This is a genomic window from Actinophytocola sp. KF-1 (assembly GCF_054661535.1).
Genome location: NZ_BAAFVK010000005.1, coordinates 1 through 19,956, shown reverse-complemented (window position 1 = coordinate 19,956; position 19,956 = coordinate 1). Strand labels below are relative to the sequence as shown.

Sequence of the window (19,956 nt, the reverse complement as noted above, 5' to 3'; positions counted from 1 at the left end):
TCAGCCGCGGCCGGTGCGCTCCTGCAGTTCGTCGATCAGCTCGGACGCCCGCGCCTTGGTCAGGTCGTCGGGCACCTCGACGCCGGCCTCGTGGGCGAGCGTGTTCAGGTACGACTGCTGGGGACCGGTCATCGGCTCGTCCCCCGTCACCCACTCCTCGGGATCCTTGTCCGGCACAGGCGTGACCATGTTGCCTCCTCTTCTCGAACGCCCGTTCGAGGTACCCAGGCTCCCGTCGATCTACACATCCGCCCACGCGGCGGCCGGCGTGACGGCGCGGATCGCCGCCGGCTCGGCCGCGGTGGCCGTGTAGAACGGCCGGGCCGTGGGGGCACGCCAGTCGACCACGAGCGGTTCGTCGTCGCCGCCGCGGAACAGGCCCACCCGGCCAGAGCCCGCCCTCGACGGCGTCGAGCCTGCGCAGCTCCGCCCGCCAGACCGGTTCCTGGTCGCCGCCCGCGCACTCCACGGCCCCAGCCCTCGCGAGTCGCGCTCTCGCGCACATCGAGTTGTCGGTTTCGTGCATGCCCGTGACCCGGGGATGTGCACGAAACGCGCAACTCGGTATGCGTGAGAGCGTGACTCGCGGGGTTCGGGGCCGGGGCTGTCAGAGTTCGTGTACCGAGCCGACCCGGGCGCCCGCGTCGAGCTGCCACGCCGGTCTGCCGGTGACGGTGCCGCCGGGCAGCGCGGTCTCGTCGCCGACGAAGTACCTCGTGGTCCACGCGGTCGGTGACGCCGTGCAGACCATGTACCCGTTGAGGTGGTTGTAGGCCCTGCGGATCTCGCCGTCCGCGCCGTACTCCCCGCTGGTCTGGCTCGTCATCGGCGCGTTCACGAACTCGGTCGCCACGAACGCGCTGCTGTGGTCGGTGAACCGGCGGACGTGGGTGACGATCCCGCAGTGGATGTCGCCGGACAGCACGACCGGGTTGAACCGCGCTGGGGTGTCCTGTTTGCGGGCGGCCAGGACCGCGGTCACGTCCCGGCGGACACCCTCGTAGGCGTTCCATCCGCTGCCCGGGCCGAACCACATCGGGGTGGGGGTCGCGATCGTCGTCCACGTCGTGGTCGTGTTCCGCAGCCACTCGAGCAGCGCGTTCTGTTGCGTGGCACCGAGGAGGCTCGGGCCGCGGTACTGGCGGACGTCGGTGAGGAACATGTCGAGCACCGACCCCCACCGGATCCTGCGGTACAGCGTCAGGTGGTTCTGCGTGTCCGGCTGCACGGCGCCGGGCCTGCCGCCGCGGAGCGGCATGTGTTCCCACAGCGCCTCGAGCGCCCGGTTGAACCGGCCGTACTGCGCCGACGTCAGGTCCCCGCCGCGCACGTCGTTCCAGAACTCGTGGTCGTCGGGCATGACGTACACCGGGAACCTGCGGTGCAGTTCGCGCAGGCTCGCGCGGGTCTTGTACTGGCCGTACCGGGTGCGGTAGTCGTCGAGCGAGGTGATCTCCCTCGGCGGCACGTGCGCCGCGCGCCCGAACTCGTAGATGTAGTCGCCGAGGAACACGACGAAGTCGATGTCGTCGCGGTCGGCGAGGTGCCGCGCGCCGTTGAAGTACATCTCGCCGTCGCCGCCCGCGACGTTCTGGCAGTTCACGACGGCGAAGCGGACCGCGCCGGTGTCCGACGCCGCGTTCGCCGTCCTGGTCCGCCCCACCGGGCTCGCGTGCGTGGTCCCGTCGGGGTCGGTGGTGAAGAACCGGTAGTGGTACTGGCGGCCCGCCGCCAGGCCGGTGACGTCGACGTGCACCGCGAAGCCCTGGCCCGCGACGGCCGTGACCTGGCCGTGCGCCACCGACGTGCCGTCCGCGCCGAGCCCGGCCTCGGTCGTCGCCACCCGCCACCGCACCACGGCCTCGGTCCGGCCGCCCATCCCGAAGCCGCTGCCGGGATCGAGCGGCGCGGGCGCGAGACGGGTCCACAGCACGACCGCGGTGGAGGTGGCGTCGCCGGACGCGACGCCGAGCGTGAACGGGTCGGCCGCGGCGGCGCCTGCCACGCCTGCCGTCAGCCCGCCGAGCGCGACCGCGCCTGCGGCGCCGAGGAAGGTGCGCCGTGCGATCGGCTGGGACTCGCTGTGGTTGCTCACACCGGGAGGCTACGACAGATTTCCGAGATGCGGCGCTGGTTCGTCAAGAATTCACCCTCGGACGGCGCACCGAAATTTCGGAGCACCGGCCGGTATTGCTGCCCGCTCGCCGGGTCCGGTGTCATCGAGTCGAGTCTCCTTCCCCTGCTGACAAAGGAGTTCGACCGTGAGTGCACGTCGGAGAAGAGCCGCTCTGCCCGCCGCGGTGCTCGCCGCGGGACTGCTGATCGCCGCGCCGGGCGCACACGCCGACGGCGTGGCCCCGGCGGTGACGGCCGCTGATCTGTCCCTCCAGCAACGGCCGCTCGTCGAGGCCGCCGAACGCCTCCAGGCCGTGGTCGACCGCGGCGAGCACCCGGGCTTCGCCGGGATCGTCTTGGCGGACAAGGAGGTCACCGTCTGGTGGAAGGGACCGGTGCCGCGGCCCGTCGCGTCGGCGGTGGCGCGGGTGTCCCGTGACGTTCCCGTCCGGGTGGCCCGCGCCGCGTACTCGCGGACCGAGATCGCGGCGGCGGCGGCCGACGCGAGGGCCTGGATGGACGCGCACCCCGGGGCGGGCGTCTACGGGGTGAAGAGCCCCGGCGACGGCAGCGGGCTCGTGCTGGCCGCGTACCCGGGCGCCGCCACGCGGGCGGCCGACGTCGCGGCCCTGCGCGCGGTGACGGGCGTGCCGGTGACGGTCCGGGCGGAGGCGCCGATGACCGACGTGTCGCGGCAGGACGACGCACCGCCGTGGTGGGGTGGCGCGCGGACCTGGAACCAGACGGAGAGCACGCTGTGCACGTCCGGGTTCGGCGTGCGGGACGGCGCGAACCGGCGGTACCTGCTGACCGCGGAGCACTGCGGTCAGGTCGGGAGCCGGATCGCCGACGGCAAGGGCGAGTACATCGGCACCACCAGCCGCGGGCACGACGACCACGACATCGGCCTCATCCCGGCGAACAGCGACAACTACATGTACGTCGGCGGCGGCGACAGCAACACCGGCGCCCGGGTGACCGGGTGGGGGCACGTGTTCGTCGGCCAGTACCTGTGCCAGTCCGGGGTCACCAGCGCGGAGGCGACCGGCGGGCCCGTGTGCAACCTGAAGGTCATCTTCTTCTGGCAGGACGCCGAGGACCTCGTCGAGGCCGAGCACACCCAGGGGCAGCAGGCCGCGCGCGGCGGGGACAGCGGCGGTTCGGTGTACTCGACCGCGTCCGGCGGGGTCGTCGCCAACGGCACGGTGACCCGCGCGGCCGGGGCACGGCTGGGCTTCCAGGACTTCGCCACGGCGAACCGGGACTTCGGCGTCACCATCCCCTGACCCGTGCGCCGTCGGCGGGCCTTCCACGCGCGGGCGGCCCGCCGACGGTCGTGATCGACCGGCACCCGTTGCGGCAGAAGGTAAAATTCACCGCACCGCCAGCGAGGGCGGCTGGACGCACGCGGGACACAGGTACCGGCATGATCCGATCCGGGAACGCGGTGGGACGGGGAGGCCTCGGGGCCCAGCTCTACACGGAACCGTTCCACGTGGCGCTCCGGGCCGCGATCCGCGCACGGGGCCTGACCCTCGAACGGCTGCGCGCGCACCTCGCCCGCCGCGGCATCTCGGTGGGACTGTCCAGCCTGAGCAACTGGCAGACCGGCCGCACCCGCCCGGAGACGGCAGGATCGCTGCGGGCGGTGCGGGCACTGGAGGACATCCTCGGCCTGCCACCACGTTCGCTCGTCGCACTGCTCCCCACGGCGGGCCCCGACACCAGACCGGACCGGGCGCGCCGCACGGGGGTCGAGGACATCGCACCCGTCACCGAACTGCTGGACCGGCTGCCCACCGCGCTGGACCGGGACGTCGAGCTGGTCAGCGTCCAGCACAAGATCGTCGTCGACGCGCAGCGGTGCGGCACGTCGATGTGGTCGCGCACCGCGGTCCGCGCCCTGCGCGACGGCGTGGACCGGTACGTCGCGCGCTACTACGGGAACCCGGGGTGCGAGCCCGCGCGGGTGCGGCCGCGCCCGCTGGGGAACTGCGGTCTCGGCAGGTTCGTGCCGCACCCGACCGCCCCCGCGGCGGCGTTCGAGCTGGTGTTCGGCCACGTGCTGCGCGCGGGCGAGACGTGGGTGTTCGAGTGCGAGGTGGTCGACCCGACCGCGGGCGTGTCCAGCGAGTTCGCCTACGGCTTCCGGTATCCGGCGGAGCAGTACGTGCTGGAGGTGCGCTTCGACCCGCGCGCGCGGCCCGCCGCCTGCTACTCCTTCGCCCAGCGCGACCTGAGCGACGAGCGGCACACCATCGAACGCCTCGACCTCACCGCGCACGACACGGTGCACCTGGTCGCGTCGGCGGTCAGCTCGGGCGTACTCGGCATCCAGTGGGAGTGGGCATAACCCCGCGAAGCGGGCGGAGCCCCCCATCACCCCGGAGGGGTGCCTGCCATCCCGTCGACCTGGCGAAGCCCGATCACACCGTGTCAAGGGGGCCCGAAGCCTGACGCACCCACATGCCCAAAGCCGCCGGGCCCCCTTGACGCGGTGTGATAGCCCTCCGGGAGGTCGACGGGATGGCAGGCAGACAACGGACACCAGTCCCTGCCAACCCAACCCCGTGCAAGACCCCCGCCATCCCGGAGACCAGCCCCTCCGGCGAGGAGGCCCGTCCGGCAGGACGCCCTCCGGCGAGGACGCCCGTCCGGCGAGGACACCACCCAGGACGGCGAAACCCAGGACGGCGAAACCCCGGACGGGGACAACCCAGGACGGCGAAACCCCGCGCAAGGCAAACCGACAAGCCGAACCGCGCGCAGACCCAGTGGTCCGGCCCGCTCAGCCAATGGAGGAAGCTCTAACCCCTGGCCGGATCGCTGTACTAAGTTCACAGCGTGTTCACGATCCGCTCGTTGCTCGACAATCCCGACCTGGGGCTGCGCCTGCTGGTCGAAGGCCGGGCCGGGGCGCTCGACGAGCGCGTCGTGTGGGTGCACAACACCGAGCTGCCCGATCCGTCGCCGTACCTGGGTGAGCGGGAGCTGGTGCTCACCAACGGGATGTGGCTCGACCGGGCCGGGGCGGCGGAGTTCGTCGGCAACGTGGTGCGTGCCGGTGCCGCCGGGATCGTGTTCGGTCTGCGCGCGGAGCGGCCGAGCACGCCGGGGGCGATGGCCGACGCGTGCGCCGCGGCCGGGCTGCCGCTCCTGGAGATCGCGGTCGGGGTGCCGTTCACGGCGGTCACGCGCGCCGCGGCGGGGCACTACGCCGAGATGCGCCAGGCCGGCCTGCTCGGCATGGTGCGGCGCGGCGACGCCCTGGCGACCGCGCTGTCGCGGGGCGCGGGCGCCTCCGGGGTGCTGGAGGTGCTGCGCCGCGACTACGACGTGCCGCTGGCCGTGGTCGACCGGGCCGGGCGGCTGCTGGCCGCGGCCGGGGCGGAGGTGACGGTGGCGCAGCGCAGCGCCGCGGCCGAACGCCTCGGCGACCACCCGCCGCCGTTGGAGATCGAGTTCGCGGACGGGGGAGTGGCGAGCGTCTTCCTCGTCGGCGCGATCGGTGACCTCGACGCGGCCCTGCTGTGCCTGCGCCCGCTGCGCGACCTCGGCGACGGTGAGCGTGCCGCGCTGGAACAGGCGGCCCGGTTCCTCAGCCTGGAGGTGGCCAAGCAGCAGGCGGTGCACGCGATCGAGCTGCGCTTCGCCAGCGAACTGCTCGACATGATCCTCTCCGGCCCGCAGCGCAGCGCCGAGGTGCCCGGCAGGCTCCGGGCGTTCGGGGTCGACCCCGGCGGTTCGCTCGCGGTGGTGGCGCTGGCCTTCACGGGCACCGGCGCGCCGACCCTGCCGGGGCTCGCCGAGGCGGTCATGGAGTTCTTCCTCGCCGAGAACTCCCCGGCCGCGGTGGCGGGCGGCACCGGGGACGTCGTCGCGGTGGTGCCGTGGCGGCGGCCCGACGCCGACCTCCGCGACCTCGCCACCCGCCTGGCGGACGCCGTCGACGAACGGTTCCCCGGCCGCCGCACGGTGGTCGGCATCGGCGGCAGCGCCGAGCACGCCGCCGGGCTCAAGCAGCCGCTCGTGCGTTCCCGGGAGGCGTGCCACGTCCTGCGGCGCCGCGGTGGGCCCTCGGTCGCGACGTTCGCCGAGCTGGGCACGCACCGCCTGCTGCTCGGCCTGCACGACGCCGACACATTGCGGGACTTCGCCGACGTGGTGCTGGGACCGCTGCGCGAGCACGACGCGCGGCGCGGCAGCGAACTGGTCCGCACCGTCCGGACGTTCCTCGAGCACGGCGGGCAGTGGACGGCGACGGCGGAGGCGTTGTTCGTCCACGTCAACACGTTGCGCAACCGGCTCGCCAGGATCACCGAACTGACCGGGCGCGACGTCGCCCGCACCGAGGACCGGGTCGACCTCTACCTCGCGCTGGAAGCCGCCGAGTTCTCCGGGTAGACCGGCGGATCGGGCAGCGGCCGGGCCGTGAGCGCCGGGTCGGCGAGCACGGCGGCCGCGAGGTCGCGGCAGCGCACGAACGTGACGTCACCGCACTCCAGCGCGTACTCCACCAGCCTGCGCAGCGCCATGATCCGGCCGGGCCGACCGGACAGGAACGGGTGGCAGCACAGGTTGAACAGGCAGCCGTAGTGCCGCATCCCGTCCAGCTCGGCCCGCCACAGCTCCAGTGCCTTCACCGGCGACTCGATCACCGCGCCGATGTGCGGCTCGGGCAGGAAGGCGTACTGCTCCCAGTCGTCCAGCGACCAGTGCACGGGCAGCTCGGCGACCTCGCCCCGCGCGGTGGCGATCCGGTAGGGACGGTCGTCGGCCATCAGCGACGAGTCGTAGCGCAGGCCGTGCTCGGCGACCAGCTCCGGGGTCTGCCACCGCGCACCCCACAGCGCCGCGCGGTGGCCGTGGATCTCGATGCCCTGCTCGGCGAAGACGTCCATGGCGCGCGCGAAGTCGTCGCGTTCCTCCTGCGCGCTCATGGACGTGGGGGCGTGGTGGGCGTAGGAGTGGTGCGCCACCTCGTGCCCGCGGTCCACGATGGACGCGGCGAGCCCGGGGCGGTGCCGCGCCACCCAGCCGGGGACGAAGAACGTCGCCGGTACGGCCAGCTCGTCGAGCATGTCCAGGATCCGCGGCACGCCGACGTCGGGGCCGTAGGACTGGTGCGACATCGTCGTCAGGTGGTCCGCGTAGTGCCCGCCCGCGGCCAGCACCGGGGTCTCCGCGTCCACGTCGAACGTGAGGGTGGCGACCGCGGCGGCGCCACCCAGCCACGAACCAGTGGTCATCCTCGCTCGCCCTCCCGCCAGCGGCGCACGTTCTCCAGCGTCACCGTCGGGTCGAGCATGCCGTGGTCGAACCGGTCCAGGTCGACGTCCTTGGCGACCCGGCGCGGCAGGTCCGGGTTGGCGAGCGCGGCCCTGGCGACGGACAGCAGGTCCGCGTGCCCCTCGGCGAGCACCCGCTCGGCGAGCACGGTGTCGTGCATGCCGCCGTTGGCGATCACGGGCAGGCCGGTGACCTCGCGCGCGACGCTGGTGAGCGTGCGCCCGCCGGCCAGCCGCGCCGTGTCGAGCCAGTTGCGGCCCTCGCTCGCGACGTGCAGGTAGTCCGTGCCCGCCGCGGCCAGCGCCGTGTACGCGGTCTCGGCGTCGCGTTCCCCGGCCGGCCAGCGGTAGGTGAAGTCGTTGACCTTGGTCTGCGACAGCCGGACCCCGACCACGAAGTCCGGCGGCACGGCCGCCTTGATCGCGCGCGTGACGTCGGCGGCCAGCCGGACGCGGTTGGCCATCGGGCCGCCGTAGGCGTCCGTGCGCCGGTTGGTGTAGTCGGTGATGAACTGGTCCAGCAGGTAGCCGTTCGCGGCGTGCACCTCGACCCCGTCGAAGCCCGCGGCGACCGCGTTGCGCGCCGCGGCGGCGAACCCGGCGACGACGTCGGCGATGTCCTGCTCGGACATCTCGGCAGGCACCGGCCACGGACCGCGGCCGCCGTACTCGGGCATCATCTCGCCCAGCGGCCGGACCGCGGACGGCGCGATCCGCTCGGCCGTGTACCGGTTGCCCTGCGACAGCGCGCCCGCGTGCATGAGCTGGGCGATCACCACCGCGCCCGCGGCGTGCACGGCGCCGGTGACCGTGCGCCACCCCGCGACGTGCTCGGCGGTGACCAGCCCGGGCTGGTTGAGGTAGCCCTGGCTGTGCGCGGCGTCGGGGTGGATGCCCTCGGTGATCACCAGCGGGAAGCCGCCCGCGGCGAACTCCGCGTAGTAGCGGGCCATGGCCGCGGTCGGGACGCCCTCCGGTGTCGCCGAGACACGGGTCATCGGGGCGACGGCGTACCGCGCGGACAGCTCGTGCCTGCCGAGGCGGAACGGGGTGAGTGCGGGGTGGGACGTGCTCATCGAGCTGCCTTTCGTGGGTTCGGGACGACCTCGACGGCCAGCGGGCCGGGTCCGTGGCCGTTGATGCCGACGAGGTCCTGCGGGCACGCGGACATGACCACCACGCAGTCGAGTTCCGCGCGGAAGGCCACGGCGGCGCCGGGCGGGGCGGGTGAGGACCGCCACTCGAGGTCGCCGGTGGCGGTCACGGCGATGTCCATGAACACGTTCACCGGCTGCGGCACCGCTGTGATCTCGATGCCCGTGCCGCGCAGCGCGGTCGTCAGGTTCTCCGCGCACGACGCGTGCCCGCCTGGGTGGCCGAGGTCCCGGTAGCGGGCGGGGTCGCAGGCGGGGATCAGCATGTCGTGGCGGCCGGGTGAGGTGTCCTCGACGAGGGTCAGGACCGGCCGCCTGCAGGTGGTGACGAACTGCTCGCCCACGCGCGGGAACAGGCGGTCGACGTGGCCCCGGGTGTGGGCGGCGCTCAGGTGCTCGGCGGGGTCGGCGGCGACGAACGCGAACAGGTCGCCGACCTGCGCGCCCTCCGGTGTGCTCACCCGCACGAGGTCCCCGGCGCCGACCCGCACGGCCCGGCCCTGCCGGGCGGGCACGTCCATCCGTGTCATCGACATGCGCCTACTTCAGCACCGGGGCGGACCCCACGGCCATGGAGGATCATCCAGCGAACACCCGCGACGATGGATGATCCTCCTCGCCGCCCGGTCAGTTCGCCGTGCCACCCTGGGCCTCGGCCGACAGGTCCTGCCAGTCGGCCCAGGTCTTGAGCCGGTCGGCGTAGGTCTGCTGGAGGAGGGGGTGGAAGCCGAGGCCGAAGAGGATCCGCAGGGGCGGCTCGTCCGCGTCGACCACCTTGAGCAGCGCCTGGGCGGCCGCTGCCGGGTCGCCCGCCGGCTGCTTGCCCGTGAACGCGGCCAGGCGCGCGCGAAGACCGTCGTAGGCCGGGTCGGGGGTGGCCATGTGCCCGTTGGCGAGGGGATCGGGGTTCTTGCCGTTCCTGGTGGCGAACCCGCCGGGCTCGACCACGGTCACCTTGATCCCGAACTCGGCGACCTCACCGGCGAGCGCCTCGTTCAGCCCCTCGAGCGCCCACTTGGAGGCGTGGTAGGCGCCGCCGAGCGGCATCGCGATGAGCCCGGCGGCGGACGACAGCTGGACGATGTGCCCCGAACGCTGCGCGCGGAGGTGCGGCAGCACGGCCTGGATCACCCACACCGCACCGAACAGGTTGGTCTCCATCTGCGCCCGCAGGTCCTGCTCGGTCAGCTCCTCGACCGCGCCGACCTGGGCGTAGCCCGCGTTGTTCACGACGACGTCGAGGCGACCGAAGTGTGCGAGCGCCCGGTCGACGGCGTCGAACACGGCCGCTCTGCCGGTCACGTCCACCTCGAGCGGGAGCACCGCGTCGCCGTGCCTGGCGACCAGGTCGCGGAGACTCTCCGTGTTCCGGGCGGTCGCGGCCACCTTGTCGCCGCGGGAGAGGGCGGCCTCGACGAAGTGGCGGCCGAGGCCACGGGACGAGCCGGTGACGAACCAGACCTTGCTCATGACGTCCTTGCCTTTCTGCGCGGGTGGCCGGGTCACGAGCCGACGGGGCCGAGGCGGTCGACGAAGATCCCGGTTGGTCATGCCCCCATGACGGGACCGTTCGCGCAGGGGTAACCGCGTGTGAGCGCCCTCACGGGCTCACTCCTGGCCTGCCGCCTTGATCACGTCGTTGAGCACCTCGCGCGCGCTCGCCAGCTCGGTCATCGTGCGTTCGATGCGGGTGCGCTCGGCGACCAGGTCGTCGATCAGCCGGGGGGTCGCGATCGCCGACGGGCCGCCGTCCGCGTCCCGCATGCACGGCAGCAGGCGCGCGATCGTCTTGCTGGTGAGGCCGGCCGCGAACAGCTCCTGGATCCGGATGACCCGGTCGACGGCCTGCTCGGGGTACTCGCGCTGACCGCCGGGGGTGCGGTCGGCCGTGAGAAGACCCTGCTGCTCGTAGTACCGCAGCGACCGTTCGCTCACCCCGGTCCGCTCCGCCAGCCGCCCGATCCGCACGAGACCCCCCGGGGAAGAACTTGAACCTGACACCGATGTTAACTCTTACCGTGCGGACATGGAGAACACGCTGTTCGAGTACAGCCCCATCACCGAACGTCCCGCCATCGAGTGGCCCGGCGGCGCGCGCGTGGCCGTCTACATCGGACTGAACGTCGAGCACTTCCGGCTCGGCAGGCCGTCCACCAGCATCTGGCAGGGCACCGCGGACCTCGTGCCCGACCCGCTCAACCACGGCTGGCGCGACTACGGCGCCCGCGTCGGCGTCTGGCGGACCGCGCGGAGCCTGGACCGGCACGGGTGCCGCGCCAGCGTGCTGCTCAATTCCGACGTCGTCCACCACCACCCGCAGATCATCGAGGCGGGCGTGGCGCGGAACTGGGCGTGGCTCGCCCACGGCCGCACGAACTCGGTCCTGCACACCGGCCTCGCCGAGGACGAGGAACGCGCCGAGCTGACCGGGATCGTCGACACCATCGCGGCCGCGACCGGCACGCGGCCCCGCGGCTGGATGGGACCCGGCCTCACCGAGACGCCGAACACCCCGCGCCTGCTCGCCGAGCTGGGCCTGGACTACGTCCTGGACTGGACGAACGACGACCAGCCGTACCCGCTGACCGTGCCCGGCATGATCAGCGTGCCGTACACGGTGGAGCTGAACGACCTGAGCCTGTTCGTCGGCAAGAGCACGACCGGGCCTGAGTTCGTCCGGATCGTGCGGGACCAGTACGACCAACTGCGCGCCGACGGCGGTGGCCGGGTGATGGCGCTGGCCCTGCACCCGTTCGTCATCGGCCAGGCGTTCCGGGCCAGGTACCTCGACGAGGCGCTCGAGTTCCTTGCGGCACAACCGGACGCGTGGCTCACCACGAGCGACGACATCGCCGCGCATTACCTGTCCACTTGAGATAAACCACCTCGTCGGGTGACTGTGCATCCGGTGCCGAAGTGGTGTGGTGAAGGGGTGACGACACGTCCGGCACGAGGAGGAATGTCATGACGTCCACGCCATACGGATCCGAGGAGAGCACCGAGCGCGAGGACACGACGAACGGGGGTCAGGGCGAGTACGGCGGCGGCCAGTCGGAGAACGGCGGCTACGGCGGCGGCCGGTCGGAGAACGAGGGCTACGGCGGGCAGGCCGAGAGCGGTGGCTACGGCGGCGGCCGGTCCGAGGGCGGCGAGTACGGCGGCCGGTCCGAGGGTGGCGGCTACGAGCGCGGTCAGTCCGAGGGTGGCGGCTACGGCGGCCGGTCCGAGGACGACGGCTACGGCGGCCGGTCCGAGAACGGTGGCCTCGGCGGTGCCGAGGACGGCGGCTCGGACCGCGGTGACAGTTTCGGTGGCGCGTCGGACCGCGAGTCGGAGGGCGGTCTCGGCGGCGGTGCCGACCGGAGCGAGAGCTACGGGAGCGGCGCCGAGGAGACCGAATCGAACTACTGAACGGCACGGTGCCCACGTCGGCGCCGGCCAGGTCCGCGGCGACCTGACCTGGCCGGCGCCGGCGTGCCGTGTCCCCGCCGCGGGTTACCCCTCGGCACCCGGGCGGTCCACATCGGACCGCGCGGAGGCCCAGCGTGCGGCGCACAAAAGCTCGCTGTGACCGGCGTCACATCGCCGCGTGCGTCAGGTTCCCCCGCGACCGCCGTGTCGTGAACATCAGCGACAAGCGAGGGGACTTTCGATGACCACCGCACAGATGCTCGACCAGCGGCCCCGTCGTCCCGGGGCGGAGCAGGCGCCGGTGCACGTGTTCGCGCTGGCGGCGCACGCGCTCACCGGCTTCCGGCTCCGCCGCGCCGTCGAGGCGGGCGAGGGACTCGGCTGGCTCGGCACGACCGGCTCCGCACGCACGGCGGAAACGGTGATCCGCACGGTCCGGCCGGACGTGCTCGTCCTGCACAACACGCTCGACCCGGACGCGAGCCTCGCGGAACACCTGACCGCGACCTTCCCCTGGCTCGCCGTGGTCGTGCTCGTCGAGGACCGGAGCCCGGCGGACCGGCACGCGAACGCGGGCGTGCACGCGGTCCTGCCCGTCAACGCGCCACCCGCCGTCGTGGCCGCGAGCATCCGCCTCGCGCACTCGGCGCGGGAGAGTCACGCGCTGCCGCCCACCGCGGGCGCACAGCCGGTGTCCGGCCTGCTTTCCGGGCGCCAGCAGCAGATCCTCTCGCTCATCGCCGACGGCAACAGTTACGCCGAGGTCGGCAGGCAGCTGTACATCTCGACGGAAACCGTGCGCACGCACGTGAAACAGCTCCTGCGGCGGCTCAACGCACGCGACCGCGCGCACGCCGTTTCCCTGGCGTACCAGGCAGGTCTGCTCGGCGGCCACGAGGGCGGCCGCCGATGACGAACACGCGCAACCTGCCGCGGCCGCACGCGGACGTCTGGGACTGGCAGCTGGAAGGCTCGTGCCGCGGCGTGAGCAGCGCGGTCTTCTTCCACCCCGAGCGGGAACGCGGCCCGGCCCGTGCCCGGCGGGAAGCCAGGGCCAAGGCCATCTGCGAGCAGTGCCCGGTCGTGGACAAGTGCCGCGAGCACGCGCTCGCGACGCGGGAACCGTACGGCGTCTGGGGTGGACTGTCCGAATCGGAACGCGAGACCATCATCCGGACGGCGCGGCGCAGGATCGGCGTCTGACCCGGTAGGACCACACCGTCGCGACGACCAGCGCGAGCACCACGAGGCCCGCGACGCCGTGGTACCAGCGCCAGCCGACGCCGACCCCGGCGAACCCGTCGACGACCATCACCCCGGCGCCGTAGCCGATGGTCACGACCAGCCCGGCCAGCACGACCAGCACGGGCGTTCGCGGCGCCCGCAGGCCGAGCGGCGTGAGGGTGAGCAGGACGACGCACGCGCCCAGCACGCCGGACGCGGCAGCGAACCACTGCGCGGGAGCGGGATCGAGGAAGTAGTCCGCGGTCGCCGCGGCGGAAACCGGTGGCCCGCCGGGAAAACCGAGCCTGCCCTGCACGGCGAACGCGGCCTTGCCCGCGGCGTACCCGAGGAACAGGACCGCCAGCGTCACGGCGGGCCACCGCCGGTGTTTCGGGATCACGACCGCGACCGTAACCGCCGGACACCCGGCCGGCCGTCCCCACCGAGAGGGAATCGCCTCACCCCGGAGAGGGAGCCGGGCAGCGGTGCGCGCGCAGCAGGGGCCGTTGACCACCGTCGGTTCCGGTGCGCACGCCGACCGCCCAGACGGCGTCCGGGCCCGTCGCGTGGACCGCGCTCAGCCACCCGGGGCCTGGCGGCTCCGCAGGCGCCGACCACCGGCCCCCTTCGCGGCGCACCAGCAACGGCCGCGTCGTCCCGCCGTCCTCGGCGCCGACGAACCACGCCTCGCCCGAGCGCACCGGGGCCACGTCGGTGAAGGTGCCCGCCAGCCCGGGCGGCGGTGCGGAGTCGGACCACGCCGTGCCGTCCCAGTGCAGGGCCAGCGGCCGTCGGCCGGTCGTGGTCGCGACGGTGCCGACCGCCCACGCGTCGTCCGGTGCGAGCGCCCGCACGTGGCTCAGGTCGGGGCGCGGCAGCCCGTCGGCGGCCGCGGGGCGCCATGCGGTGCCGTCCCAGTGGAGCAGCAACGCGCCGGTCGCGGTCCGGCCGACCGCCCAGACGTCGCGGTCGCCGGTGCCGCCCACGGCGGTCAGCACCGCACCGGGGCCGTTGTCGGCGTCGGCGAGGTGCCACCGGCCGCCGGTCCACCGCAGGACCAGCGCCCGCGTGCTGCCCGCGACCGACGCCCAGCCGACCGCCCACGCCTCGTCCGGGTTCGGCGCCCAGACGCCGAGCAGGGTGGTCGACGCCGCGCCGGGCACGGCGGGGAGCGGCGACTCGCGCCACGCGGACCCGTCCCAGCGCAGGACGAACCCGGTCCTCACCGGGCCGCTGTTCCCGACCGCCCAGGCCAGGTCGGCGGCCGGCGCGGTGACCGACTGCAGTTGGTGCCAGTCGCCGGGGCCGTCGACGGGGGTCGCGGTCCAGGAGCGCCCGTCCCAGTGGGCGACCAGCGACCCGCGGTCGGTGGCGTCGCCGGTCCAGCCGACCAGCCACGCGTCGGCCGCCGTCCGGGCGGTGACGTCGAGGTAGCCGGAGTGGTCCGGGCCGGGCGCGGCGACGGTGTGCCAGGCCGGCACGCACGGCGGAGGCGGCGGCGGTTTCGGCGAGGTGGGGTTGTCGCGCTGCTCGGGCGGTGCGCTCGTGGTCGGCGCGGTCGGCGGCGGAGCCGTCCCGGTCCCGGCCTCGGCCTCGGCCTCGGGCCGCGGCGAGGTGGTGTGGACCGCCGAGGAGGGGGCCTGGTCGACCACGGGTGTCACGCCGGGCCGGGTGGGGGCGGGCTGGGCCTGCGCCTCGGCCCGTGGTGCGCCGCGGTCCGGCGCGGCCTCCGCGTGGTCGTCCGGGGGCTGGGCGGAGGTCAGCACCGCCAGCCCGGCCGCGACGAGGACGACGACGCCGGCCACCGCGGTCACCGCCCTGCGCACCAGCTCGGGGTCGAGGCGGCCGAGCTGGACGATGGTGCCCGAGCCCGGCACCCGGCCCAGTGCGGCGGTGACCGCCGCCCGCACCCGGTCGACCGCCGACACCGACCCGCCCGCCGCGCCGCCGGACGTCCCGGCGACCGCCCCGCCCGTCACAGCGCCCGGCACCGGCAGGTCCGCCCGGCCCTCCCCGCCGCGGGTGACCATCGCCGCGATGGCCCGGCGTCGTTCCTCCTCGTCGTCCGCCAGCCCGTAGAGGGCGGGCCCGAGGGCCCAGCGGCTGTAGGTGCCCGCGTTCTCCGCGCGGGGCGCGCACCGCGGGCAGTCGGCGGCGTGGGCGAGCACGGTCCTCGTCCTGGCCGGGTCCAGCCCGTCGCCCGGCGCGGCGGCCGCCAGCCGGGGGCACGCGTCCTGCACGACGACCCACGCGACGATCGCCTTGCGGGTCGCCTCGCGGGCCCGGTTGAGCTGCCGGTCGACCCGGTCGCCGGGCAGCCCGACGGCCGCGCCGAGCGCCCGCCCGACGACCGGCTTGCCCTGCTCGACGCTCAGCCGCAGGTGTGCGCGCATGAGGTCGCGCATCCCGGGCGTGAGGCTGGCGACCGCGACCCCCACGGTCTGCCACAGCTCCCGCTTGCCGAGCAGGTACAGCATGTCCTCGGGCACCTCCGGCGGCCCGGCGTCGCGGGCCAGCTCCAGCGCGGGCTCCGCGCCCTGCCGCGAACGGTCGCGGCCCGACTCGGCGAGCCTGCGCCTGCGCGTGCCCTCGCTGTACTGCTCCGCCAGCACGTTCCGCGCGATGCCGGTGAGCCACGCGTCGAGCACGTCGACGCGGGCGGACCTGCCGATGCCCTCGAGCGCGCGGGTGACCACCTCGCTGACGCAGTCGTCGACGTCCTCCTGCGCGGACAGCCGCGTGCGGAAGAAGGGGCGCAGCCTCGTGCGGCACCGCTCGAACAGTTCCCGGCGCGCGGCGGGCTCACCCGCGCGGAGCCGGTCGAGCAGGTCGTCGTCGGTGTTCACGCGTTGCCTCCGAAAGTCGACCGAACACACTCCCGAGAGACCAGTGGGCGCCGCGGTCGAAACCTCCCCGGTGCCGACCAGAATTCCGCGCTTTCTGTTGCGAATGCAATCGACCATCCCGGTGACCGCCGCCCGCCGGGGAGAAACACCGGGCCGCCGCCACTACCCCGGTGCACGTCCGAAGGGAGGACCGCGATGAACAGGACACCGTGGTGGCGCTGGAAGTCCGCCGACCCCCGCGTCCCCGAGCACCGCACGATCGTCGTCGTCGACATGGCCGGTTCCGGGAGCTGGCACAACCAGGTACAGCTGCGGGCGCGTGCCGCGTTGACCGATGCGGTCCGGGCCGCGTTGCGCGGCGCCGGAATTCCCCGCCATTCGGTGGCCGTGGAGGACCGCGGCGACGGGATGATTCTGCTTTTCCCCGCGACGGTCCCGAAGGTCGTGATCCTCGACCCGGCGATCCGCCTGCTCGCCGAGGGCGTGCACGCCCACAACACGACCTCGGGAGATCCGCGCATCCGCCTGCGGCTGTCGGTCCACGCCGGCGAGGTGCACCGGCACGGACGCGGCTGGGCGGGCACCGACCTGAACACCGCGTGCCGCCTGGTCAACGCGGCCCCGCTGTACGACCTGCTGAGCGAGCACCCCGGCACGGACCTGGCACTGGTCCTGTCCGACGTCATCTACCAGGGCACCGCACGCCACCGCTACCGCGACATCGACCCCGCCACCTACCGCCCGGTTTCCGTGCAGGCCAAGGAACTGCGCACCACGGCATGGCTCACCGCCATGCGATCCGCGGCCGCGTGGTCGTGACCACACCGGGGTCAGCGGCCGAGCCCCCGCGTCCCGCGCGCGGACGATCGCGGCCGCGCGGTCGGCGACCCGCAGCTTGGCGAAGATCGCGGACACGTGGTTCGCCACGGTCTTCTGCGCCAGGCCGAGGCGGCGGCCGATGGCGCCGTTCGGCACGCCCGTGGCGAGGAGGTCCAGGATCTCCCGCTCGCGCCGGGTCAGCTCGGGGAGCCTCGCGCTTGTCGTCGCGGCCTGGCGCGGCTCCCGGCGCGCGGTGCCCGGGCTGCTCGTGCTGCGTGCGCTGTCCGCGCTCGCCGCCGTGCCCGCGGTGATCACCCCTGGCGTGCCCGGCGCGGTCGCCGCCGTGGCGGTCGCGCTACCGCGTGCGCCCGCCGACGTCGAGGGGGCTGCCGAGGTCGTCCACGCGTGACGACGCTGCCGGGTACCCGCCGCGCCGGCCGTCCACCGCGGGCGCGGCGGACCGGCACGCCCAGGCCGTCCCGGCCACGACGCCCACGACCAGGAGAGCGAACCCGGCCGACGTCCAGCCGTCCGGGTGGATCAGCGGCTGGCCGCGGAACGCCTGCCACGACACCAGCGCGAGCAGGCCCGTGAAGCCCGCGGCGCCGACGAGCACCAGCCGCACCCGCACCAGCTCCGCGCGCAGCAGCGGCACCCGGGCGGCCAGCAGTGTGAGCACCAGCGCCAGCAGCGGCAGCGCCTGCAGGGCGTGGAGCCCGAGGAAGTGCGGGATGCGCAGGTCACCACCGGTGGTGCTCCACCCGAGCAGGGGCAGCCCCGGGCCGCCGTCGGGCACGCCGACACTGTGCGCCCCGAGCGCGGCGGGTTGCAGACCGGCGCGTGTCTCGGCGGCCTGCGCGGGGGTCGGGACGGCCATCACCGGGCCGAAACCGGCGCCGACCAGGGAGAGGGTGGCCCCGAGCCGGATGGCCCACCGCTGTGCCCGGTCCTGGATGTCGCTGCGCGCCACGATGACCGTGAGGACCAGGGTGAGCAGCCAGACCCCGGTGATCGAGACGCCCATCAGGTGGTAGATCCGGTGGTCGAACTCCGTCTCGCTGTTGAAGTGGCTGTGGCGGCCGCGGATCACCTGGCCGGTGATCAGCACCAGCTCCACCACCAGCAGCCACACGATGGCGACGGAGGTGCGGCGCACCAGCTTCGGCGCCCTCGTGGCCAGGGTGGCGAGCCACGCCCACGTGATCGCGTAGACGCCGATCGACAGCGTGAACTTGAGCGGCTTGGCCCAGATCGGCATGCCGCCGAGCACGCGGTCGTCGAGGACGAGCCCGGCGAGCGCGACCAGCGTCGCGGGCACCATCGCACAGGCCAGCAACACCATCGGCCGGTTCCACGTGCGAGTCCTGTCCGCAGGCACCGTCACCACGCCCATGTGTTCCGCTCCCGCCTGTCGCCGACAACGTCCGTCCATCGTCAGCGGGTGCGGTCGCAACGGCATGGATTCCGGCACGCCGCTCGTTCGACCCGGCGTCGCCGGTTGATCACGTACTGGTGCTCGCGGGTCACGATGCTGTTAACTCGGGTTCACCCTGCGTTCATCTTCGTCGATCGCCCGAGGAGATGTCATGACATCATCCCGCCGCCAGTTCCTCACCCGCGCCGCCGGTGCGGGAGTCGGCGTCGTCGTCGCCGGCTCCGTCGAGGCGTTGTTCGCCGCGCAGCCCGCGGCGGGGACCTCCGGCCCCTCGGCCGGCTACGGCCCCCTCGTGCCCGACCCGGACGGCATCCTGGACCTGCCGCGCGGCTTCCGCTACACGATCCTGTCCCGCGAGGGGACCGTGCGGCCCGACGGCCTGCCGGTGCCGAGCCGGTTCGACGGCATGGGGGCGTTCCCCGGCCGTGGCCGGGGCGCCCGGCTGGTCCGCAACCACGAGTGCTCGCCAACGGCGCGGATCACGGTGAAGGCGCCACCGGAGCGCACGTACGACCCCGCGGGCGGCGGTGGCACCAGCACGCTCGTGGTCGGCGGGCACGGCCAGGCCGAGTCCGAGCACATCAGCCTCGGCGGCACCGCGATCAACTGCTCCGGCGGCCCCACCCCGTGGCAGACCTGGCTGACCTGCGAGGAGACCGAGGACAAGGCCGGCACGAAGGGCTACGAGAAGGACCACGGCTTCATCTTCGAGGTCGACCCGTACGACGACCGGCGCAACGAGAACCCGACGCCGCTGACCGCGATGGGCCGGTTCCAGCACGAGGCCGTCGCGGTCGACCCGCACACCGGCATCGTCTACGAGACCGAGGACGCGTTCGTCGCCCCGCTGGGCGGCTTCTACCGCTTCCTGCCGAGGCGCCCCCGCGGCGGCTGGGGCAGCCTGCGCGCGGGTGGCGAGCTGCAGGCGTTGCACGTGCCGGGCCTGCCCGACCTGTCGGTGGTGCAGGAGGCGGGCGCGGTGTTCGGCGGCGCCGAGTGGCTGACCGTGCCCGACCCGCTGGCCACCACCGAGTCCGTGCGCGCGCAGGACTACCCGAAACCCATCACCGGCGGCTACAAGCTCGAAGGCGCGTGGTGGGGCGCGCGGGACCGGTGCGTGTACTTCGTCTCGTCGTTCGCCCGCACCGAGCTCGGCCCCGCGCGGGACCACGACGGCCAGGTCTGGAAGTACGACCCCCGGCGCCGCACCCTGCGGCTCGAGGTGATCTTCACCCGCCCCACCCCCGGCCCGGACAACCCGGAGTTCGACGCGCCCGACAACATCTGCATGTCCCCGTACGGCGGCCTGATGATGTGCGAGGACGGCATCGGCGACGCGTACATGCTGGGCACCACCCGCGACGGTGAGGTCTTCCACTTCGCCCGCAACCGGGTGAACAACGGCACCCCGGAGGAGCCGTCCTACGGTGAGCTGGCGGGCGTCGGGTTCTCCGCCGACGGGAAGACGATGTTCTTCAACATCTACGACCCCGGCATCACCTTCGCCGTCACCGGCCCGTGGAACCGCAGGCACGACTGAGCACCGGTCGGCACTCCTGGGCCACCTCCTCGACCCCGGTGACGACTGAGCGAGGCAGGTCTCGTTGTGTATCCGGCAGGAGTTCCGTAACGTTGGCAATGTCTCGTGGCCACACACACGAGCT

Annotated in this window: 20 protein-coding genes and 1 pseudogene; 9 read left to right on the top strand and 12 right to left on the bottom strand. The window is 73.8% G+C overall.

Annotated elements, in window-relative coordinates:
- The 3 genes from ACYQ77_RS16190 to ACYQ77_RS16180 form a co-directional block, all read right to left on the bottom strand.
- Positions 1-189, bottom strand: coding sequence for a DUF3072 domain-containing protein (locus ACYQ77_RS16190; RefSeq protein ID WP_459711985.1), 189 nt, complete (start codon positions 187-189; stop codon positions 1-3).
- A gap of 51 nt (positions 190-240) precedes the next feature.
- The gene (locus ACYQ77_RS16185; RefSeq protein ID WP_459711983.1) at positions 241-384 is read right to left on the bottom strand and encodes a hypothetical protein; all 144 of its coding nucleotides are present in this window, start codon (positions 382-384) and stop codon (positions 241-243) included.
- Between the two features lie 223 nt (positions 385-607).
- Positions 608-2,095, bottom strand: a complete 1,488-nt coding sequence (locus ACYQ77_RS16180; RefSeq protein ID WP_459711981.1) for an alkaline phosphatase D family protein — start codon at positions 2,093-2,095, stop codon at positions 608-610.
- 166 nt (positions 2,096-2,261) lie between these two features.
- On the opposite strand from ACYQ77_RS16180, the gene ACYQ77_RS16175 reads away from it, so the two are divergent.
- The 3 genes from ACYQ77_RS16175 to ACYQ77_RS16165 all read left to right on the top strand — a co-directional run bounded on the left by ACYQ77_RS16175 (position 2,262) and on the right by ACYQ77_RS16165 (position 6,519).
- Positions 2,262-3,401, top strand: a complete 1,140-nt coding sequence (locus tag ACYQ77_RS16175; RefSeq protein WP_459711979.1) for a chymotrypsin family serine protease — start codon at positions 2,262-2,264, stop codon at positions 3,399-3,401.
- Positions 3,402-3,541: 140 nt separating this feature from the next.
- Positions 3,542-4,468: a helix-turn-helix domain-containing protein gene (locus ACYQ77_RS16170; RefSeq protein ID WP_459711977.1), complete on the top strand. Its 927-nt coding sequence runs from the start codon at positions 3,542-3,544 to the stop codon at positions 4,466-4,468.
- A gap of 491 nt (positions 4,469-4,959) precedes the next feature.
- Positions 4,960-6,519, top strand: a complete 1,560-nt coding sequence (locus tag ACYQ77_RS16165; protein WP_459711975.1) for a PucR family transcriptional regulator — start codon at positions 4,960-4,962, stop codon at positions 6,517-6,519.
- Here ACYQ77_RS16165 and ACYQ77_RS16160 read toward each other — a convergent pair.
- The 5 genes from ACYQ77_RS16160 to ACYQ77_RS16140 form a co-directional block, all read right to left on the bottom strand.
- A complete protein-coding gene (locus tag ACYQ77_RS16160; protein WP_459711973.1) occupies positions 6,483-7,364 on the bottom strand; it encodes a polysaccharide deacetylase family protein in 882 nt (293 codons plus the stop codon). The genes ACYQ77_RS16165 and ACYQ77_RS16160 overlap by 37 nt on opposite strands.
- On the bottom strand, positions 7,361-8,479 hold the full coding sequence (locus ACYQ77_RS16155; protein WP_459711971.1) for an oxidoreductase: 1,119 nt from the start codon (positions 8,477-8,479) through the stop codon (positions 7,361-7,363). Before ACYQ77_RS16155 ends, ACYQ77_RS16160 begins: the two co-directional genes overlap by 4 nt.
- On the bottom strand, positions 8,476-9,093 hold the full coding sequence (locus ACYQ77_RS16150) for a DUF1989 domain-containing protein (RefSeq protein ID WP_459711969.1): 618 nt from the start codon (positions 9,091-9,093) through the stop codon (positions 8,476-8,478). Before ACYQ77_RS16150 ends, ACYQ77_RS16155 begins: the two co-directional genes overlap by 4 nt.
- Positions 9,094-9,184: 91 nt before the next feature.
- Positions 9,185-10,027: an SDR family NAD(P)-dependent oxidoreductase gene (locus ACYQ77_RS16145; RefSeq protein ID WP_459711967.1), complete on the bottom strand. Its 843-nt coding sequence runs from the start codon at positions 10,025-10,027 to the stop codon at positions 9,185-9,187.
- Positions 10,028-10,165: 138 nt separating this feature from the next.
- Positions 10,166-10,525 carry a MerR family transcriptional regulator gene (locus ACYQ77_RS16140; protein ID WP_459711964.1) on the bottom strand — a complete coding sequence of 120 codons (360 nt, stop codon included), beginning with the start codon at positions 10,523-10,525 and terminating at the stop codon, positions 10,166-10,168.
- 58 nt (positions 10,526-10,583) lie between these two features.
- On the opposite strand from ACYQ77_RS16140, the gene ACYQ77_RS16135 reads away from it, so the two are divergent.
- The 4 genes from ACYQ77_RS16135 to ACYQ77_RS16120 all read left to right on the top strand — a co-directional run bounded on the left by ACYQ77_RS16135 (position 10,584) and on the right by ACYQ77_RS16120 (position 13,171).
- On the top strand, positions 10,584-11,432 hold the full coding sequence (locus ACYQ77_RS16135; protein ID WP_459711962.1) for a polysaccharide deacetylase family protein: 849 nt from the start codon (positions 10,584-10,586) through the stop codon (positions 11,430-11,432).
- 89 nt (positions 11,433-11,521) lie between these two features.
- Positions 11,522-11,968 (top strand): hypothetical protein, encoded by a 447-nt coding sequence (locus tag ACYQ77_RS16130; RefSeq protein ID WP_459711961.1) that lies wholly within the window; start codon positions 11,522-11,524, stop codon positions 11,966-11,968.
- A gap of 241 nt (positions 11,969-12,209) precedes the next feature.
- Positions 12,210-12,881, top strand: coding sequence for a response regulator transcription factor (locus ACYQ77_RS16125; protein ID WP_459711959.1), 672 nt, complete (start codon positions 12,210-12,212; stop codon positions 12,879-12,881).
- Entirely contained in the window at positions 12,878-13,171 is a 294-nt protein-coding gene (locus ACYQ77_RS16120) for a WhiB family transcriptional regulator (protein WP_459711956.1), read from the top strand. The genes ACYQ77_RS16125 and ACYQ77_RS16120 overlap by 4 nt, the downstream gene beginning before the upstream one ends.
- Here the strand turns inward: ACYQ77_RS16120 and ACYQ77_RS16115 are convergent.
- Complete coding sequence (locus ACYQ77_RS16115) at positions 13,137-13,592, bottom strand: hypothetical protein (protein WP_459711955.1); 456 nt, start codon at positions 13,590-13,592, stop codon at positions 13,137-13,139. The genes ACYQ77_RS16120 and ACYQ77_RS16115 overlap by 35 nt on opposite strands.
- A 58-nt stretch (positions 13,593-13,650) precedes the next feature.
- A complete protein-coding gene (locus tag ACYQ77_RS16110; RefSeq protein WP_459711953.1) occupies positions 13,651-16,038 on the bottom strand; it encodes a sigma factor in 2,388 nt (795 codons plus the stop codon).
- Positions 16,039-16,233: 195 nt separating this feature from the next.
- On the opposite strand from ACYQ77_RS16110, the gene ACYQ77_RS16105 reads away from it, so the two are divergent.
- A complete protein-coding gene (locus tag ACYQ77_RS16105; protein WP_459711951.1) occupies positions 16,234-16,857 on the top strand; it encodes a hypothetical protein in 624 nt (207 codons plus the stop codon).
- Between the two features lie 24 nt (positions 16,858-16,881).
- Here the strand turns inward: ACYQ77_RS16105 and ACYQ77_RS16100 are convergent.
- Positions 16,882-17,064: pseudogene (locus ACYQ77_RS16100) on the bottom strand (LuxR C-terminal-related transcriptional regulator); the annotation flags it as partial.
- 148 nt (positions 17,065-17,212) lie between these two features.
- Positions 17,213-18,199, bottom strand: a complete 987-nt coding sequence (locus tag ACYQ77_RS16095; protein ID WP_459711949.1) for a hypothetical protein — start codon at positions 18,197-18,199, stop codon at positions 17,213-17,215.
- Positions 18,200-18,443: 244 nt separating this feature from the next.
- On the opposite strand from ACYQ77_RS16095, the gene ACYQ77_RS16090 reads away from it, so the two are divergent.
- Positions 18,444-19,832, top strand: a complete 1,389-nt coding sequence (locus tag ACYQ77_RS16090) for an alkaline phosphatase PhoX (protein ID WP_459711947.1) — start codon at positions 18,444-18,446, stop codon at positions 19,830-19,832.
- Positions 19,833-19,956 lie beyond the last annotated feature (124 nt).

Excerpts from the sequence above, each read along its gene's own strand:
- ACYQ77_RS16125 (WP_459711959.1), top strand. The coding sequence starts at position 12,210 with ATGACCACCGCACAGATGCTCGACCAGCGGCCCCGTCGTCCCGGGGCG.
- ACYQ77_RS16170 (WP_459711977.1), top strand. The coding sequence starts at position 3,542 with ATGATCCGATCCGGGAACGCGGTGGGACGGGGAGGCCTCGGGGCCCAG.
- ACYQ77_RS16135 (WP_459711962.1), top strand. The coding sequence starts at position 10,584 with ATGGAGAACACGCTGTTCGAGTACAGCCCCATCACCGAACGTCCCGCC.
- ACYQ77_RS16130 (WP_459711961.1), top strand. The coding sequence starts at position 11,522 with ATGACGTCCACGCCATACGGATCCGAGGAGAGCACCGAGCGCGAGGAC.
- ACYQ77_RS16095 (WP_459711949.1), bottom strand. The coding sequence starts at position 18,199 with ATGGTGTTGCTGGCCTGTGCGATGGTGCCCGCGACGCTGGTCGCGCTC.
- ACYQ77_RS16145 (WP_459711967.1), bottom strand. The coding sequence starts at position 10,027 with ATGAGCAAGGTCTGGTTCGTCACCGGCTCGTCCCGTGGCCTCGGCCGC.
- ACYQ77_RS16155 (WP_459711971.1), bottom strand. The coding sequence starts at position 8,479 with ATGAGCACGTCCCACCCCGCACTCACCCCGTTCCGCCTCGGCAGGCAC.
- ACYQ77_RS16105 (WP_459711951.1), top strand. The coding sequence starts at position 16,234 with ATGAACAGGACACCGTGGTGGCGCTGGAAGTCCGCCGACCCCCGCGTC.
- ACYQ77_RS16090 (WP_459711947.1), top strand. The coding sequence starts at position 18,444 with ATGACATCATCCCGCCGCCAGTTCCTCACCCGCGCCGCCGGTGCGGGA.
- ACYQ77_RS16150 (WP_459711969.1), bottom strand. The coding sequence starts at position 9,093 with ATGTCGATGACACGGATGGACGTGCCCGCCCGGCAGGGCCGGGCCGTG.
- ACYQ77_RS16160 (WP_459711973.1), bottom strand. The coding sequence starts at position 7,364 with ATGACCACTGGTTCGTGGCTGGGTGGCGCCGCCGCGGTCGCCACCCTC.
- ACYQ77_RS16190 (WP_459711985.1), bottom strand. The coding sequence starts at position 189 with ATGGTCACGCCTGTGCCGGACAAGGATCCCGAGGAGTGGGTGACGGGG.
- ACYQ77_RS16120 (WP_459711956.1), top strand. The coding sequence starts at position 12,878 with ATGACGAACACGCGCAACCTGCCGCGGCCGCACGCGGACGTCTGGGAC.